Origin of the sequence: Desulfobotulus sp., from assembly GCF_034006065.1 — a bacterium.
GTDB lineage: Bacteria > Desulfobacterota > Desulfobacteria > Desulfobacterales > ASO4-4 > Desulfobotulus.
Window position 1 is genome coordinate 111,702 of record NZ_JAVETM010000004.1, and the last position, 16,642, is coordinate 128,343.

At 55.6% G+C, this 16,642-nt stretch carries 17 protein-coding genes; 4 read left to right on the forward strand and 13 right to left on the reverse strand.

The window, feature by feature from the left end; all coding sequences use genetic code 11:
* The first annotated feature begins 7 nt into the window (after positions 1–7).
* On the forward strand, positions 8–2,842 hold the full coding sequence (gene uvrA / locus RBR60_RS03490; RefSeq protein ID WP_320354484.1) for an excinuclease ABC subunit UvrA: 2,835 nt from the start codon (positions 8–10) through the stop codon (positions 2,840–2,842).
* A 103-nt stretch (positions 2,843–2,945) separates the two neighbouring features.
* On the opposite strand, the gene atpE is transcribed toward uvrA, so the two are convergent.
* The 9 genes from atpE to RBR60_RS03535 form a co-directional block, all read right to left on the reverse strand.
* Positions 2,946–3,230 (reverse strand): ATP synthase F0 subunit C, encoded by a 285-nt coding sequence (gene atpE / locus RBR60_RS03495; protein ID WP_320354485.1) that lies wholly within the window; start codon positions 3,228–3,230, stop codon positions 2,946–2,948.
* A 146-nt stretch (positions 3,231–3,376) separates the two neighbouring features.
* Positions 3,377–4,066, reverse strand: a complete 690-nt coding sequence (gene atpB / locus RBR60_RS03500; protein WP_320354486.1) for a F0F1 ATP synthase subunit A — start codon at positions 4,064–4,066, stop codon at positions 3,377–3,379.
* 1 nt (position 4,067) lies between these two features.
* Entirely contained in the window at positions 4,068–4,457 is a 390-nt protein-coding gene (locus RBR60_RS03505; RefSeq protein WP_320354487.1) for an ATP synthase subunit I, read from the reverse strand.
* Entirely contained in the window at positions 4,457–4,675 is a 219-nt protein-coding gene (locus RBR60_RS03510; RefSeq protein WP_320354488.1) for an AtpZ/AtpI family protein, read from the reverse strand. Before RBR60_RS03510 ends, RBR60_RS03505 begins: the two co-directional genes overlap by 1 nt.
* Before the next feature lie 254 nt (positions 4,676–4,929).
* On the reverse strand, positions 4,930–6,009 hold the full coding sequence (gene selD / locus RBR60_RS03515) for a selenide, water dikinase SelD (protein WP_320354489.1): 1,080 nt from the start codon (positions 6,007–6,009) through the stop codon (positions 4,930–4,932).
* The gene (locus RBR60_RS03520) at positions 5,972–6,283 is read right to left on the reverse strand and encodes a hypothetical protein (RefSeq protein WP_320354490.1); all 312 of its coding nucleotides are present in this window, start codon (positions 6,281–6,283) and stop codon (positions 5,972–5,974) included. Before RBR60_RS03520 ends, selD begins: the two co-directional genes overlap by 38 nt.
* Positions 6,284–6,295: 12 nt before the next feature.
* Positions 6,296–7,060 carry a peptidoglycan editing factor PgeF gene (gene pgeF / locus RBR60_RS03525; protein WP_320354491.1) on the reverse strand — a complete coding sequence of 255 codons (765 nt, stop codon included), beginning with the start codon at positions 7,058–7,060 and terminating at the stop codon, positions 6,296–6,298.
* Entirely contained in the window at positions 7,057–7,833 is a 777-nt protein-coding gene (locus RBR60_RS03530; protein WP_320354492.1) for a nitrilase-related carbon-nitrogen hydrolase, read from the reverse strand. Before RBR60_RS03530 ends, pgeF begins: the two co-directional genes overlap by 4 nt.
* A gap of 43 nt (positions 7,834–7,876) precedes the next feature.
* Positions 7,877–8,638 carry a ComF family protein gene (locus RBR60_RS03535; RefSeq protein WP_320354493.1) on the reverse strand — a complete coding sequence of 254 codons (762 nt, stop codon included), beginning with the start codon at positions 8,636–8,638 and terminating at the stop codon, positions 7,877–7,879.
* A 228-nt stretch (positions 8,639–8,866) separates the two neighbouring features.
* Here RBR60_RS03535 and RBR60_RS03540 point away from each other — a divergent pair, with 228 nt between their 5' ends.
* Entirely contained in the window at positions 8,867–10,462 is a 1,596-nt protein-coding gene (locus RBR60_RS03540; protein ID WP_320354494.1) for a B12-binding domain-containing radical SAM protein, read from the forward strand.
* Between the two features lie 103 nt (positions 10,463–10,565).
* Here the strand turns inward: RBR60_RS03540 and RBR60_RS03545 are convergent, their stop codons facing one another.
* The 4 genes from RBR60_RS03545 to hcp all read right to left on the reverse strand — a co-directional run bounded on the left by RBR60_RS03545 (position 10,566) and on the right by hcp (position 14,934).
* Positions 10,566–10,931: a cupin domain-containing protein gene (locus RBR60_RS03545; protein ID WP_320354495.1), complete on the reverse strand. Its 366-nt coding sequence runs from the start codon at positions 10,929–10,931 to the stop codon at positions 10,566–10,568.
* Positions 10,932–11,102: 171 nt separating this feature from the next.
* Positions 11,103–12,674, reverse strand: a complete 1,572-nt coding sequence (locus tag RBR60_RS03550) for an ammonia-forming cytochrome c nitrite reductase subunit c552 (RefSeq protein WP_320354496.1) — start codon at positions 12,672–12,674, stop codon at positions 11,103–11,105.
* Complete coding sequence (locus RBR60_RS03555) at positions 12,667–13,134, reverse strand: cytochrome c3 family protein (RefSeq protein ID WP_320354497.1); 468 nt, start codon at positions 13,132–13,134, stop codon at positions 12,667–12,669. The genes RBR60_RS03550 and RBR60_RS03555 overlap by 8 nt, the downstream gene beginning before the upstream one ends.
* A gap of 138 nt (positions 13,135–13,272) precedes the next feature.
* Complete coding sequence (gene hcp / locus RBR60_RS03560) at positions 13,273–14,934, reverse strand: hydroxylamine reductase (RefSeq protein WP_320354498.1); 1,662 nt, start codon at positions 14,932–14,934, stop codon at positions 13,273–13,275.
* A 343-nt stretch (positions 14,935–15,277) separates the two neighbouring features.
* Here hcp and RBR60_RS03565 point away from each other — a divergent pair, with 343 nt between their 5' ends.
* Both RBR60_RS03565 and RBR60_RS03570 read left to right on the forward strand, forming a co-directional pair.
* A complete protein-coding gene (locus tag RBR60_RS03565; protein WP_320354499.1) occupies positions 15,278–15,898 on the forward strand; it encodes a CBS domain-containing protein in 621 nt (206 codons plus the stop codon).
* On the forward strand, positions 15,895–16,431 hold the full coding sequence (locus RBR60_RS03570; protein ID WP_320354500.1) for an HPP family protein: 537 nt from the start codon (positions 15,895–15,897) through the stop codon (positions 16,429–16,431). Before RBR60_RS03565 ends, RBR60_RS03570 begins: the two co-directional genes overlap by 4 nt.
* Positions 16,432–16,642 lie beyond the last annotated feature (211 nt).

The window sequence follows — 16,642 nt, forward strand, 5'->3', positions numbered from 1 at the left end:
AACCCCCATGGAAACCCAGCAGATCCGCATCCGGGGCGCCCGGCAGCACAACCTGAAAAACATAGACGTCAATCTCCCCAGAAATCAGCTTGTGGTGATCACCGGACTTTCAGGCTCCGGCAAGTCCACCCTGGCCTTTGACACCCTCTATGCCGAAGGCCAGCGCCGCTATGTGGAATCCCTTTCCACCTATGCCCGCCAGTTTCTCGGCCGCATGGACAAGCCGGACGTGGATACCATTGAAGGCCTTTCTCCGGCCATTGCCATTGAGCAGAAAACCGCCAGTCACAACCCCCGCTCCACCGTGGGCACGGTCACGGAAATCTACGATTACCTCCGTCTTCTCTATGCCCGTGTGGGCCTTCCCCACTGCCCGGAATGCCATCAGCCCATCTCTGCCCAGAGCCTGGATCAAATCATGGAAAGGCTTTCGCAGATTCCGGATGGCAGCCGGATTCTCGTTCTGGCCCCCCTTGTCACCCAGCAGAAGGGCACCCATGAAAAGCTCTTCGCCAGGCTGAAAAAGGAGGGCTTCGCCCGGGTGCGCATCAACGGGGAGATCCACGACCTTGATGAGCTTCCGACCCTGGCCAAAACAAAAAAACACACCATCTCCGTTGTGATCGACCGCCTTGTAATCCGGGAGGGCCTGGAAACCCGACTGGCCGACGCCATTGAGCTGGGGATGCAGCAAGGCACCGGGGTGGTTTCTGTACTGATCACCGACACCCAGGAAGAGCTTCTTTTCAGTGAAAAAGCGGCCTGCCTGACCTGCGGCATCAGCTTCCCCGAGCTGACGCCCGCAAGCTTTTCCTTCAATGCACCCCAGGGCGCATGCACCAGTTGCGATGGTCTAGGCAGCCTCACCACCTTTGATGCCGAACTCATCGTACCCGATCCCTCCCTTTCTTTACGGGAAGGTGCCGTGCTCCCCTGGGCGGGACGAAACTCCGTGGCCTTTTCCGAATTTCTCGAAGCCCTTACCGCCCACTTTGAAACCGACATCTACACCCCCTTTGAGAAGCTTCCCAAGGCCTGCCAGGACGCCATTTTAGAGGGTACGGGCAAGGTGCAACTCCCCTTTTACTATGAAAAAAACGGACGGAAGATCGCCTATAAAAAAAGCGTGGAAGGCGTCATCCCCAATCTCGAGCGCCGATATCTGGAAACGGATTCTCCCCAGATGCGCGAAGAAATCCAGCAGTACATGACCTTCAAACCCTGCACCGCCTGCCAGGGGACAAGGCTCAACCCCCTGAGCCGCTCCGTGCGGGTGGCGGGAAAAACCATTTCAGAATTCACAGCCCTCTGCGTGGATGAGGCCCTTGCCTTCACCCGGAGCATGAATCTTCAGGGGAGCAAAACCCAGATTGCAACCCCGATTTTAAAGGAAATCACCGACAGACTTGGCTTTCTTGCCAACGTTGGGCTGGGCTATCTCACCTTAAACCGCAGCGCCACCACCCTTTCCGGCGGGGAAAGCCAGCGCATCCGGCTCGCCACCCAGGTCGGCTCCAAACTCACCGGCGTTCTCTATGTATTGGATGAACCCAGCATCGGCCTGCACCAGCGGGACAACCTCAGGCTGCTGGCCACCCTCATGCAGATGCGGGATCTCGGAAACACCGTCCTTGTGGTGGAACACGACGAAGATACCATACGGGCTGCGGATTTTGTGGTGGACATGGGGCCCGGCGCAGGGGTACATGGCGGAGAAGTGGTCTTTGCCGGAACACCCAAGGCCATGATGAGCTGTGCCGCCTCTCTCACCGGCCAGTTCCTTTCAGGCAAACGCAGCATCGCCGTACCTTCCATCCGCCGAAGCCCCAGAGGCTTTCTGCGGGTGGTGGACGCTTCGGCCAACAACCTCAAAAACATCACAGCGGAATTTCCCCTGGGCTGCCTGACCTGTGTCACCGGCGTTTCCGGATCCGGAAAATCCACGCTTGTGCTGGAAACCCTGAACAAGGCCCTGGCAAGGCGCTTTTACCGATCCAGGGGCGTGGTGGGAAAGCACAGCCACATCGAAGGACTGGAGGCTGTGGATAAAGTCATCAACATTGATCAGTCTCCCATCGGCCGCACCCCCCGGTCCAATCCCGGCACTTACACGGGGCTTTTCACCCATATCCGCGATCTTTTCGCCCAGACCGCAGAAGCAAGGGCCAGGGGGTACAAACCCGGCCGCTTCAGCTTCAACGTGAAAGGCGGACGCTGTGAGGCCTGCACCGGCGACGGCATTCTCAAAATTGAGATGCACTTTCTTCCGGATGTCTATGTGGCCTGCGATGTCTGCCAGGGGCAGCGCTACAACAAGGAAACCCTTGAGGTACGCTACAAGGGCAAAACCATTGCTGAAGTGCTGGATATGACGGTGAATCAGGCCCTTCAGTTTTTTGAGAACATCCCCGCCATCCGCAATAAACTGGAAACCCTCTCCGATGTGGGTCTGGGTTATGTGCGCATCGGTCAATCCGCCACCACCCTGTCCGGGGGCGAAGCCCAGCGCATCAAACTATCCAGGGAGCTGAGCAAACGCGGTACAGGAAAGACCGTGTACATCCTGGATGAGCCCACCACAGGTCTCCACCTTGAAGACGTGGCAAGGCTTCTTTCCGTCCTTGATCGGCTGGTACAAACCGGCAACACCGTCATCATTATCGAGCACAACCTGGATGTCATCAAATACGCCGATCACATCATTGATATCGGTCCGGAAGGCGGCGACGGAGGCGGTGAGATTCTTGCGACAGGCACGCCCGAGGCTGTGGCGGAAGCAGAGAACTCCCACACCGGCCGCTTTCTGAGACCGCTTCTCGGTCTTCCGGAAGAACCTGTCTGAAAAAAGACAAAAAAATAACAGGAAAAGGACCCCCCTTTGGCAGGAGAGGTCCTTTTCCTGTATTTGTTTTTCTCTGCCCCCCTGTAAAGGGGGTTTTATCCTTTTACTTTGCGCCCAGAAGGGAGGCGATCACCTCGGCCTGGGGGTGAGCGTAAATCAGGATCAGGGACACAACCAGTGCATAGATACACAGGGATTCGATCATGGCAAGACCGATGAGCATGGTCACGGTTACCTTGCCGGAAGATTCGGGGTTGCGGGCGATGCCTTCAACAGCAGCCTTCAGACCCATACCCTGGGCCAGACCACAAAGGGATGCGGCAATGGCCAGACCGAAACCAGCAGCGGTGACGCAAGCGATGAAAAACTGCAGTGCATTTGCTTCCATTGTAAAGCCTCCTTGACTTCTTTCAGTAAACCCCAACGATAAAGTGATTGGATGGTATCGAAAAAACAGGCCCCCAAGTATTGCCTGTTATTCGCAAGATTCAAAAAGGGCAGGCCGACCGGACCGCCCATCCCGCCCACAGGCCATCAGTGCGCATGCTCCATGGCACCGGTAAAGTACATGACCGAAAGCAGAAAGAATACAAAGGCCTGCACCAGGGCCACAAAAATACCCATGGCCATAATGGGCAGGGGAGCAAAGAATGCGCCTGCCAGGAAGAAAAGGATCATGAGAACCAGTTCATGCCCCATCATGTTTCCGAAAAGACGGAAGGAAAGCGAGAGAACGCGGGCCAGATGACCGATGATCTCAATGGGAAGAATGATGGGGATCATCCACCAGACCGGTCCGGTGAAATGATGGATGTAGTGGATGCCATGGTATCGGATCCCGATATAATGGGTCATGACAAACACCACAAGGGCGCAGGAAGCTGTGGTGTTGAGACTGGCCGTGGGCGGAAAGAAGCCCGGCACAAGCCCCACCAGGTTGCTCACGAAAACATAGATGAACACCGTGCCCACAATGGGAAAGAACCAGCGGCCTTCCTCACCGGTGTTTTCCACCATGAATTCTTCAATGTTGGAAATAAGAACCTCAAAAAAGTTCTGCAGCTTTCCGGGAATCATGGTGATGGTGCGGGTTGCCAGAAAACCGATGCCGATGAGCATGGCCATGACCACCCAAGAGTACACCACATGGGGATAGGCATGGGCAAAATGTCCCAGCCCGATCTTTTCAAAAATCCAAGCGAAAATAAGAAAGGGATGCTCCACGTTACGCCGCCTCCTTACTGGAGAAAATTTTAATCAATGCCACGATCGTCGCACAAAACAAGGTGACGACAACGACCGAAAGTCCCAGGACCAAACCCAAAGGCGCCACAAGCCGCCCGAGAATCAGAATAAAAATAAAAATCCCACTGATCATGAACCGGAGATAGTACTTGGCGATGATGCTGTGTACGGCGGCCAGGTGGGGCGGTTTCAGGGATTTTTTCAAGGTGCGGGCCAGTAGATGGAAATTGATGGCCACAATGAGTCCTCCGAAAAGAACCCCCCGGAAAAAAGCAAAATCCCCCAACCATAGGGCAAAGAGACAAAAGAGCGTGAGAACCACCCAGTTACCCCGGGATACAAAAAGAACCAGACGTTCCTGAAACTCCATCAGGTTCTCCCCATTCTGCGGATCATCCAGAAAATCTGACGAAAGGCAGCGGCTATCCCCAGAGCAAGACCTGTCAGCATACCCCAGGGTCGGCTTCCCAGCCAACGGTCCACCTGCGCACCCGCAAAAACACCGATAAAAACGGAAAAAGCCACACTCATTCCAAGACTTCCGTAGGTCGCCAGTTCCCGCATCATTTTTGCCGTGTCTTTTTTCATCGGAAAAACCCCGTTATGCTGCAAAAAAAAACGGCATCTGTATCAGGCTTTCAAGGAGCGGCCGCCACCCCTGCCAGCTCCCGCACGGAGTGGGCTTTCTTTATCAAGGAAAGCGCGGATTTCCGGTCCGATGCAGCCCAAGGGAATCCTTACCCAAAAAATGTCCTTCAAGAAGTCCCCCTGTAGCGCAATTCGGTTCAAATACCACAAGCCCTGGGATAAGGTCAATCCGAATTTCTTTTTTTTAAGGTTTTTCACCCGAAGAAGACCGCGCCACAGTGCCCTTCTTCCGTCACAGAACCCATAAGCGCCGCCCCGATTCCGGCATCCTGCAGGGCTTTGAGACAATCGCTGGCCATCTTCGGGTCCACGGCGGCCAGAAGACCTCCCGAAGTCTGGGGGTCCACCATCAGATCCTTCAGGCTGCGCCCCAATCCGTCTTCAAAGACCACGGCCTCACCGCAGAAATCCCGGTTTCTGTATGCGCCCCCCGGCACCAACCCCATAGCGGCATGGTCCAGAACCTCCGGGAGAAGGGGCACACGGGAAGTTTCTATCCTGAGAAGACAAGCACTGGCCCGGGCCATTTCCAGGGCATGCCCCGCAAGGCCAAAGCCTGTGATATCCGTCATGGCATGCGCCCCGAAACGGCAGAAAATCTCGGAAGCCTCCGCGTTCAGGGCTTTCATGGACGCAAGAAGAATATCTGTGGCTTGAGAGGAGGCCAGTTTTGCCTTGATGGCCGTGATCAGAACGCCGGTGCCAATGGGCTTGGTGAGGATCAGTACATCTCCTTTTCTGGCTCCGCCGTTTCGCACCATGGCCTGGGGATGCACCAGGCCTGTCACGGAAAGACCGTATTTGAACTCCCGATCCTCCACACTGTGTCCGCCCAGAAGCACGGCTCCGGCTTCTTCGATCTTCTCAAGACCGCCCGCCAGCACCTCCTGAAGCAGGGATTCCGGCAGATCCCCTGCGGGAAAGCAGACGATATTGAGGGCCGTGATGGGCCTTGCGCCCATGGCATAGACATCACTCAGGGAATTGGCTGCGGCAATGCGGCCAAAATCCATGGGATCGTCCACCATGGGCGTGAGAAAATCGAGGGTCTGCACCAGAGCAAGATCGGAAGAGAGACGAAAAACCCCCGCATCCTCGCTGTTTTTCGTTCCCGCCAGTACCTCCGGCGGGCACTTGGGCTTTAAGCCTGCCATCACACGCTCCAGAACCCCCGGAGCCAGTTTGGCCGCTCAGCCTGCGGCCTTAACCTTTTCCGTAAGAAGCGGTCTTTTCGCCTCAGTCTCCACTGTTTTCTTCTCCCTTGAGGTAGCCATGACGGGCCGCATAGCCCGGAAAAAGTCTTACCGCATCTTTCAGGGGAATAAAGCCCATGAAAGCCCTGGCCCGCATCATGCGGATGCGCTCTGGAATGCCCAGGAATTTTCCAGGCCCTCTTTTTCCAAAAAGGGAAAAATCCGGAGAATAGGTGCGGTTATTCACCCCAAAATGTTCCGTTGCCAGGGCCAGATGTACAATCTGCCGCCAGTTTCGGGTAAAATACCCCAGACGGAAAACCATCTCCTTCAGCTTTTTTTCATATTTTCCCATGTTCAGGCCTCCTTAGTGTCTAAGCTCTCCATGTCCAAGGCCGATGACCGCACCCAGCCGCCCCGTCCGGCCTTCCCTCCGGTAGGAAAACCAGCGATCCTCGCAGCGGGTGCAGGCTCCCAGATGGGCAATGTGGTCAGGCTTCAACCCGCAGGTCTCCAGCTGCATCCGGGTGATGGCCCAGAAATCAAAATGGGTGTCTCCCCTTTGAAAGGCTGAAAATTCCCAAGGTAGCTCCTGCCGCCAATGGATAAATTCCGCACAGCAGGGCCCAAGGGAAGGCCCGATCCCCGCCCGGATATCCTCAGGATGACAGCCGAATTCCCCCATAAGGGTTTCAACGGTTTTTGCCGCGATATTCTGCACACTGCCCCGCCATCCGCTGTGGCTTGCGGCCACCACCTTTTTCACGGGATCGGCAAAGAGAATGGCCTGACAGTCCGCCGTCTGGATCAAAAGGAGTTTTCCAGGAATGTCGGTACACAGGGCATCCGCTTCCTCAGCGTCGGAATCGGCCAGACCATCCCCTTTGCCGTGGGAAGCCCCGACCCGGACCACCCGATCTCCGTGCACCTGCTTCAGGCCCACAAGATCCATCCCTCCCCCGAAAAAATCCAAAACCCGCCTGCGGTTTTCCGCTGCATAAAGCTCCCCATCCCCATGGGAGAAATTGAGGCTCGCCATGGGAGAAGGGCTCAGGCCGCCATGGCGGTCAAAAAAACCATGCAACACACCGGGAAGCTTCAGGATATCCAGGGTATGGGGAGAAAGGGTCATGGGGCATAGACCTCCGGCCTGCGTTCCCTGAGGCAGGGAATGGTTGCACGGTAGTTTTCCAGAAGGGAAAAATCGAGCCTTGCTGAAGCAGAACCCGGAGCCTCACCGGGATCACTGAGAATCTGGTCTGTGGGCGACACCACAAGGGAGCCCCCCGCATAAAAAAGATCCCCATCCTGGCCACAGCGGTTGGAGGCCACCACAAAAAGCTGGTTTTCAATGGCTCTGGCCCTTGCCAGGGTGCGCCAGTGACTTTTCCGCATGGAAGGCCATTGGGCGGATACGGCAAGGATCTTTGCCCCTTTGTCCATAAGGGTGCGGGCCAGTTCCGGAAAACGCAGATCATAGCAGATCAGAACCCCCAGAGGCCCTGCTGCGGTCTCAAAGACCTGCGCCCTATCCCCTGCGGCAAAGCCTCGGCCCTCGCCCCCTGCGGTAAAAAGATGGGTTTTGCGGTAAAATCCCGCCACACGACCGTCACTGTCCAGCACATGGGCCGTATTGAACACCCTTCCGCCGGAAAGCTCTGGCAGGCTGCCCACAATGACAAGCCTTTTCTTTGCGGCAATGCCGGAAAGTTCCTCCAGAATTTCAGGGCTTTTCCGGGCATGGTCTTCCAGGTGGAGATAATCAAAACCAGAAGACCACATCTCCGGAAGCACCACAAGACCGGGCGGGCAATTTTCCAGAGCCTGCATCACGGTGTTGCGGTTCTCCCTCATCCGGCCCCGAAGCACATCAAACTGAAACACGGTCGCCAGCAGTTCATCCATACAAAAACCCCTCATCTGACAAAATATTCATGAGCCCCAGCCCCTAAGGTCTGTGTCCTGCGGTGAGTACGGAAACGGACAAAGCCCCGGCAGCCCTGAGAACTCTTGCACAGGCACCCACCGTAGCGCCTGTTGTAAAGACATCATCCACCAGCAGAAGGTGTTCTCCCTCAAATCCATCTGTCACGCCAAAGGCATCCTTCACATTGGCCTTCCGGGCTTCCCTGCCAAGGCCGGTCTGGGATTGGGTATGATGGAGCCGAATAAGATGCCGGGTATCCAGAACAGGCCCCACGCCCTTTTTCCATCCGGATTCCTCCATCAAAGCCCTGGCGAGAAGGCCCGCCTGGTTGAATCCCCGCTGGCGTATCCGTTTTTTTGTCATGGGTACGGGCAACACCCGATGGGGAAGCACAAAGTCATGCTGCCGGAAACTCTGAGCCATGAGTCTTGCCAGGGGAAGGGCCAGCTCCGTCCGGCCACGGTACTTGAAGCGGTGAATGATGTCCACGAGTTTCCCCTCGTAAAGGCAGGGAGCCCTTGCCATCCGGAAGGCCGGAGGCGATTCAAGGCAGCTTCCGCACACATGGTCATCCCAGGCAGAGGGCAAGGGCAGCCCGCAAACCCGGCAGAGGGGGGAGGTCAGAAGCAAAAGCTCCTTTATGCAGTAAGGGCAGAAAAAGGAGGCCAGCATATCTCCTTTCATTTCCGCATCGGGCCAGGCAAGGGGGCTGCGACAGAGCCGACAGGCATCGGGCAGAAGCCCCCGGACACAGAGACGAAGCCAGGAAAAAAAGTTCATCATCCCCCCATCCAAACCGCATTCCGTTCATATCCCCTTCCATGCCAATGGCATAGGCGGCGGGGCTTCCCATGTCAAACCCTTTTTCGTTTCCCCTTCTGCCTGCCGTCCCATGGCCGGACGCCCTCCTTTTCATCCTTGACGGCGGTCTTCCGCCGGATTAGGAAAAGCAGCAGCTTTCACGCCTGTCCACCCAACCCTCCATCCGCCCCGTGCAATCTAAGGAGTCCCATGCGCATCGTACTCATTGCCCCCCCCTACCCCCTGCAACAGGCCCCTTCTCCCCCTTTGGGACTCTGCTATGTGGCAGCCGCCTGCCTTGCCCAGGGCGCTGAAGTCAAAATACTTGATTTCATTGTGGCCCCCTGGAGCCCCGAAATCCTTCAGAAAAATTTTGAGGATTTTCCACCCGATGTCATCGGCATCACCTCCGTCACCATGACGGCTCCGGAAGCGGTGGAAATCCTCCGGGCCGCCAAAAAGATCCGGCCCCAGGCCCTCTGTTTCATGGGAGGCCCCCACGCCACCTTTGATGCCGAAAATCTTCTGAACGACACGCCAGAGCTGGATCTCATCGTCCTCGGAGAAGGAGAAGCCACCCTGGCCGAGCTTGTGCCCCGGCTCCGGAATCCCGAAGCCTGGAAAGACATCCCAGGGCTTGCCTTCAGGGGAAAGGAAAGCCTGGTCTTCACCCCCAAACGCCCCCTCATCGAGGATCTCGACACCCTGCCTCTTCCCGCCCGGCATCTTCTGCCCATTTCCCGGTATCAGGCTTTGGGCTTTCCCGTGAGCATCATCACCAGCCGGGGCTGCCCCAATGGCTGCATCTTCTGCCTTGGCCGCAAGATGGTGGGAGCGAAGGTCCGGCACCGCAGTGCGCCTCTGGTGGTGGACGAGATCGAAGGGCTTCTTGCCATGGGTTTTTCCTACATCAATATTGCAGACGATCTTTTCACCGCCAATGCCCAGCGGGTGGAAGCCTTCTGCGAAGAAATCCGCAAACGGGGCCTCAGCTTTTCCTGGAGTGTCTTTTCCAGGGTCAACACCATCAACGCCCATCTTCTGCGCCTCATGAAGGCCGCAGGCTGTCTGGCCGTGAGCTTTGGCATTGAATCCGGATGCCCGGACATGCTCAAGCGGGTGAAAAAAGGCATCACCCTGGATCAGGCCCGGGAGGCCGTCGCTGCCTGCCGGGAGACGGGCATGCGGCCCCACGCCTCCTTCATGGTGGGACTTCCCGGAGAAACGGAAGAAAGCCTGAGGCTTACCCAGGCCTTTCAGGATGAATTGGGCATTGAATCCGGCTACCACTTCCTCTGCCCCTTTCCCGGCACCACGGTACGGGAAAAAATTGAAGACTACGACATGGAAATTCTCACCAGCGACTGGCGACTTTATGATGCGGACAGCCCTGTGGTGCGCACAAAGGGCCTTTCCCCGGAACGCATGATGGCCTTTGTGGAAGAAAGCTACGCTCCCCTTCACGCAGAATGGAAGGTGATTCAGGAGAAAGTGGCCGCAGGCGGAGGCACGGAAGAAGAAAAGCTCCGGGTGCTGGGCAACCGCCGCATGGAGCTGATTTTTGCCATCCTCTCCAAAGACCTTCTGGAGGAAGCCGGGATTTTTTCTCCGGAAGAAAACCCCCTTTCCGCCCTGGCTAAAGCCATCAGCCGCCTGACCGGAGAAGAAGAAGGTTTTTCCACCTTTATCATGGAAGACCTTATCCGCAAAAAGCTCATCGTTCAGGAGGAAAGCCGCTGGATCTGGGCAAAAACCCCTTCCGTACAAGGGATGGAGGAAGGCATTGCCGTGAAGCGCAGTGCATGAAAAAAATCCCCCTCCGGCAGAAAGAGAACTTTCTTCCGGAGGGGGAAAACAAGCACATACCAAAAGTGGGGGCATCCCACAGCCTGGGACTTTAAAGGCGGCCTTATTCCGGCTTCACCACCACCAGCAGCATCTTGAAGGGTTCCGGTGCATCCAGGGCATGGGGAATGCCTGCGGGCATGACCACGGACTCTCCCTCCTTCAGCGTAAGCTTCTTTTCTCCGATGGTGATGGTGGCACGGCCATTCAGGATATACACAAAAGCATCTCCTGTGGAGGCATGGGCGCTGATGCCCTCGCCTGCGGCAAAGGCAAAAAGGGTGACGCCTACGCCCTTTTTCTGGGCCAAGGTGCGGCTCACTACCCGGCCTTCCTCATAATCCACAAGGGAGGCCAGCACCACGGCCTCGGAAAAAGGGATATTTTTCATGAGGGTCTCTTTATTTTTCATCAAAGTCTCTTTTTCCATGGGAGGTCTCCTTTTCTTTCGAGAGGATGCGTTCTTTTAAAGATTCATGGGCCTGCCACTTCAAAGCAGATGCAGCCCCCCAAGGGCTTCCCCATCCGTTTTTCCCATACTGGCACGGGGAGAAGAGTCCGGCCTTGACCTGGATCAAGGCCTTCCCAAAAAAAAGACTTCTCAGTTTTCCGCAGGCTTCACCCGCTTATTGAGATCCCAGACCAGATCCGCCTCTGGTAAAAGGGGCAGATACCCCAACCAGGGATGGGAGGCCAGATGCTCCTTGCTCTGCTGGAGTTTCCGGCTGTGCTCCTTAATGGGCGGCACGACTTCCCGGATGTTGCCCTCAAGTTTTGGAGCAATGGCATAGCCCGTCGCCTGCATGGCATAGTTCACCGCCTCCTGGCTGTATTGCTGGGAGCGGGCCAGGGTTTCCAGGGCCTTGGCCGGATTGTGGAAACCTGCGCTGTTTTCCGCAGACACCCAGTCCCAGAACATCTGCCCTTTGCGGATACGCTCCTGGGCGGCAATGAGAAGGGCTCCATGGTTTTCGGGTTTCTCTCCCTCATATTCCCGGGCAAGGCGCACGGCTTCATGGGCTTTTACGGAAAGATCCTGGGCCTTCATCAGCTGCTCCCAGGTGCGCTCCTGGGTGTAGATCACTCGTTCCTTCAGGTATTCCGGCGTTTTGTCACTGTGACACTGGCCGCAGGTACGGCTGATGCCCTCAGGACTTTTCAGAGGAGAGGTCCACTGATGGGAGGAAATCTTCTTTTTTCCGTCCATGCGGCGGTAGGGCATGTGGCAGTCCGAGCAGGACACCCCGGCGGCACCATGGGGGCCATCATACCAGGTCTCATACTCCGGATGCTGGATCTTGATCATGGGGGTGTTGGAAACCGCGTGGGTCCAGTCCACAAAATTCCCCTCAAACCCTTCCCTGTCCGTAGAGCCCTTGTCCTTGTAATATTCATAGACATTTTCAGGATTTTTCCCCAGATCCCAGGGGAAAACCGGCTTTGCCGCAGCCCCGAAGTTCTTATCCTGAAAATAATATTCCACATGGCACTGGGCGCAGACCAGCGCCCGCATTTCGTTTCTGGAAGCCTCCCGCCAGTCCTTTCCCGTGCGCTTCAGGGCCTCATCCAGGGGAACGCTTGTGATGCGCAGATCCATGGTCTGGGGATCATGGCAGGTGGCGCAGCCGATGGTATGATCCTCAAGATCCAGCTCTTCCCGGAAGGAATGAAACTCCTTGGCCCAGAAATCATCATCGTATTTTTCCACCCACTCGATCATTTTGGGCGTTTTGCAGGTGTAACAGGTGGAAGGCAGGCCAGCCTGTTCACTATAACGGTTGATACGGTCAATGTGCAAAACATCATACAGGGCATAGGTATGGCCCCTTGCCCGGTTGTATTCATAGCTGAAGGGATAGCCCATCCACAGGTTTTTGAGGTAGGGCTGGCAGTACTTGTAGCCCTTGGGCAGATCCCCGCAGAGATGCTTTTCGTGGGGAACGGAGCCTGCATATTCCGTCATCTGCGTGTCATCGTTGTTGGAAAGAAAGGTTTCATACTGGAGGGGAAACTGTTTTTTAAAGGCCGAGTTGCGGATTTCATCCTTGGCAAGGCCGGTTTTATAAGAAGGTGTTTCCGGCTCCGGCACCTGGGTGCATCCTGCAAGAAAAATCACAAGAACAATCCCAAAACACCAAACCGGCAGCGTCGTTTTTTTCACAGCCTCATTCATGGGCAACCCTCCTCTGGGCGATGGGGGATTTGGAGAAATGGGGAACCTGGCGGTGGCAATCCGTACAGGATTCCTTGGCATCCGCCACATTGAGGTTGGTCATGGTGTGGCAGGCCCTGCAGTTTTCATTCACCACATCCTTTGTGGCCTGGTTGGTATGGATCACATCCAGGACATCTCCAAAGGTATTCTGGTACACATCCCAGGCCCCGGCCTTTGCCTTAAACACAATTTTGCGCATACCGCCTTTGGGGGCATGGCAGTCATTGCAGGAAAGGGAAGCGTGCACCGAGCTCTGCTGGGTGCGCACCACCTCATACATGATATGGCAGGATCCGCAGAACTGGGGCGTATCCGTGGCCTTCAGGGAAAAATCCGCCGCAGCATAGATCCCCGCCCCCACCCCAAGGAGTACAAGGGCCAAAACCAGAATTTTCATGCCGCCGGGAGGTGCTTTCATAAAAAACCTCCTACATATCTTCAAAATGGATCCGATTAAGACATTTTCTTCATTTGAAGGATGCGGAAAAATCCGCCACCCCAAAACCCCCAGCCAAAACACTCTCCGGAAAAAACGCTCCCGGAGAGGCTTTTTCCCTTATCTTCCCGCCATCATGGCCGCTACGTCTTCTTCCACGCCCGCAATGGGTCTGATATCAAATTTTTCCACCAGCACCCTGGCCACGGCCGGTGAAAGGAAGGCCGGCAGGGTAGGTCCTAAGCGAATGCCCTTCACGCCGAGAAACAAAAGGGCGAGAAGCACGACCACGGCCTTCTGTTCGTACCAGGCAATGTCATAGGAAATGGGCAGTTCATTGATGTCTGAAAGCCCGAAAACCTCTTTCAGTTTCATGGCAATGACAGCCAGGGAATAGGAATCGTTGCACTGGCCTGCGTCCAGCACCCTGGGAATGCCACCGATATCGCCAAGATTCAGCTTGTTGTAGCGGTATTTGGCGCATCCTGCGGTGAGAATCACCGTGTCTTTGGGCAGATGCCCGGCCACTTCCGTATAATAGCTGCGGCTCTTGTGCCGCCCGTCACACCCTGCCATCACCACAAAACGGCGGATGGCTCCGGATTTCACGGCTGCCACCACCTTGTCCGCCAGCGCCAGCACCTGATGATGGGCAAAACCACCCACGATCTTTCCCGTCTCAAGCTCCGTTGGCGGAGGACAGACCCTGGCCTTTGCAATGAGATTGGAAAAATCCTTGGTCCCGCCTTTCTGCCGTTCCGGAATATGGGTAGCCCCCTCATAGCCCACAATCCCTGTGGTGAACAGACGATCAAGGTAGGTGCTGGTCTTTTTCAGGGGAACAAGGCAGTTGGTGGTGAGCAGCACAGGCCCGTTAAAGGATTCAAACTCCTCATTCTGATGCCACCAGGAGCCGCCGTAGTTGCCCACAAAATGGGGATATTTCTTGAAGGCCGGATAATAATGGGCAGGCAGCATCTCCCCGTGGGTATAGATGTCCACACCCGTGCCCTCGGTCTGACGCAGAAGCTCCTCCATATCCTTCAGATCATGCCCGGAGATGAGAATGCCGGGATTCTTGCCCACGCCAATATTCACTTCCGTGATTTCCGGGTTTCCATAGGTGCGGGTGTTGGCCTCATCCAGAAGGGCCATGGTGGTGACAGCCGTTTCCCCGGCCTTCATCACGAGGGCGATCATGGCCTCCACACTGAGCGCCTTTGTGGTAGAGGCCAGGGCTTCCATCATAAAATCGGAAATTTCCTCCTTGTGATACCCCAGAACCGCCGCATGTTCCGCATAGGCGGCAATGCCCTTGAGTCCGATGGTAAGAAGTTCCCGCAAAGAGCGCACATCCTCATTTTCCGTTACCAGAACCCCCACGGTTTTGGCTTTTTCTGCATAATCTGCAGCCTCCCCTGTCCAGAGCGCCGCTTCCGGAAGGCTTTCCTGCCAATCTTTTCCATTCCTTTCACGGTAAAGGTCCAGAAACTTTTCCCGCAGAGCGTCCCTGCGGCTGAGCCCCTCTCCAATCATGGCCGTGAAACGGGCATCATCCCAGTTGGCATTGGTGATGGTGGCAAAAAGGCCCTTCAGAATGAAGTCATCATGGCTGCGGTCGGGAGCCCCCAGATCCTTCAGCTTTTCGCCATACACCGCCATTCCCTTCAGGGTAAAGATGAGAAGATCCTGAAGATTGGCCGTTTCTTCGGGCTTACCGCAGAAACCCTTCACCGTGCATCCCGTGTTTTTCATGGTTTCCTGGCACTGAAAACAGAACATGGACGTCCTCCTTTTCGCGATAAGGTTTTTGTTCCTGTCATCCACCTTTCATGCAGACCCGGAAGGAAAAAAAATCAACCGCCTCAGGCCTTTGTTCTTTTCTGCACATCATCCGCAGAATGTAGCAGCTCATTATTACGAGTAAGGCGATTATAGGGAAAAAAAGAAAAAAAAGCAAACACCGTTCAAACATGGGCTCCATGGGGGGTTTACGGCTCTCGTGCAAGGGTTTCCCATACGTCTTGATGCAGATCAAGGATACTCCGGTTTTTTTACCCTAAACTCCACCCTGCATATCGAAGACTCAGTCAGCCTTGTCCCCCCATATCGTTCAGGAGAAAAGATGTCTGAAAAAAATGAAAAACATGGAATGCCTGGACTGTCCGATACGGACATCATGGCCGCAATGCGGGAAATGGATGGCTACATCGACATCACACCCGCAGATTTCAGGGAGATTTATTCCTTTGCCTATCATCACGCCCTGAAACGGCTCACCCGCCACATCCGGGCTTCCGACATCATGACAAAGGCTCCCCATACCATCATGCTGTCCATGGGGCTTCTGCAGGCAGCACAGCTTCTTGCCGACAAGGGCATTTCAGGAGCGCCCGTTGTGGATCAGGAACACAGAATCGCAGGCGTTATTTCGGAAAAAGATTTTCTTTCCATTCTGGGTATGGATCCCCAAAAATCCTTCATGCAGGTTGTGGCCGCCTGCCTTGGCAATCAGGGGTGTCTTCCCACCGCCATCCGGGAAGTCTGCGTCTCAGAAATCATGAGCCTGCCACCTGTCACAGCTTCCCCGGACACTCCCCTTTGTGACCTCTCAACAATTTTTCGTGAAAAAAACATCAACCGCATCCCCATCACCGACTCCACGCGCAGGGTTATCGGCATTGTCACAAGATCCGACCTCGCCAACGTGTTGGGTACCTTCCGCATTGTAAAGGAATCCCCATGACCTTCTGGCAGAAACTCAAAGGAAGAACCCAAAGCCCTCCCAGGGTAGGCGGATGGGAAATTTTCTGGTCCTGGCTTGCAAGCTTTCTCGGTCTTGCCGCCGTGGGAATCCTCCATTTCAAATACCTTGATCCCCAGGGCATGATGTTTGTAATCGGATCCTTTGGCGCATCCGCAGTTCTCATTTATGGGGCTATCCGCAGTCCGCTCGCTCAGCCAAGAAACCTCATCGGCGGACATATTCTCTCTGCACTGGTGGGCGTCACGGCCTTTCGCCTTTTCGGTCAGGAACCCTGGCTCGCCGGGGCTCTCGCCGTTTCAACGGCCATTGCTCTCATGCACCTCACCAGCACCCTGCATCCCCCAGGCGGTGCCACTGCCCTCATCGCAGTGATCGGAGGCGACAGCGTTCATAATCTCGGATATGGCTATGTATGGATGCCGACTGCCCTGGGCGCCTTTGTCATGCTTCTTGTTGCCCTCATCATTAACAACCTTCCCAAGAACAGACGTTATCCGGAATTCTGGTGGTGAACATCAAAGTATCCCAAACCTCATTCCTTAAAGCCCGAAAAGGATGGGGAGCAAGCAAAGCGTTTACGTTAACCCAAACGCAGGCCCTTAAAAACACTGAAAGACCCTCACCCTCCTTTTTTTCTTTCATATCCCGTGACTCCCATCTCCAGCACACGCATCCGCAGTTCCAGGCCCTCCGCCGCGAGAATCTCCTTTGCCCTGCGGCTGC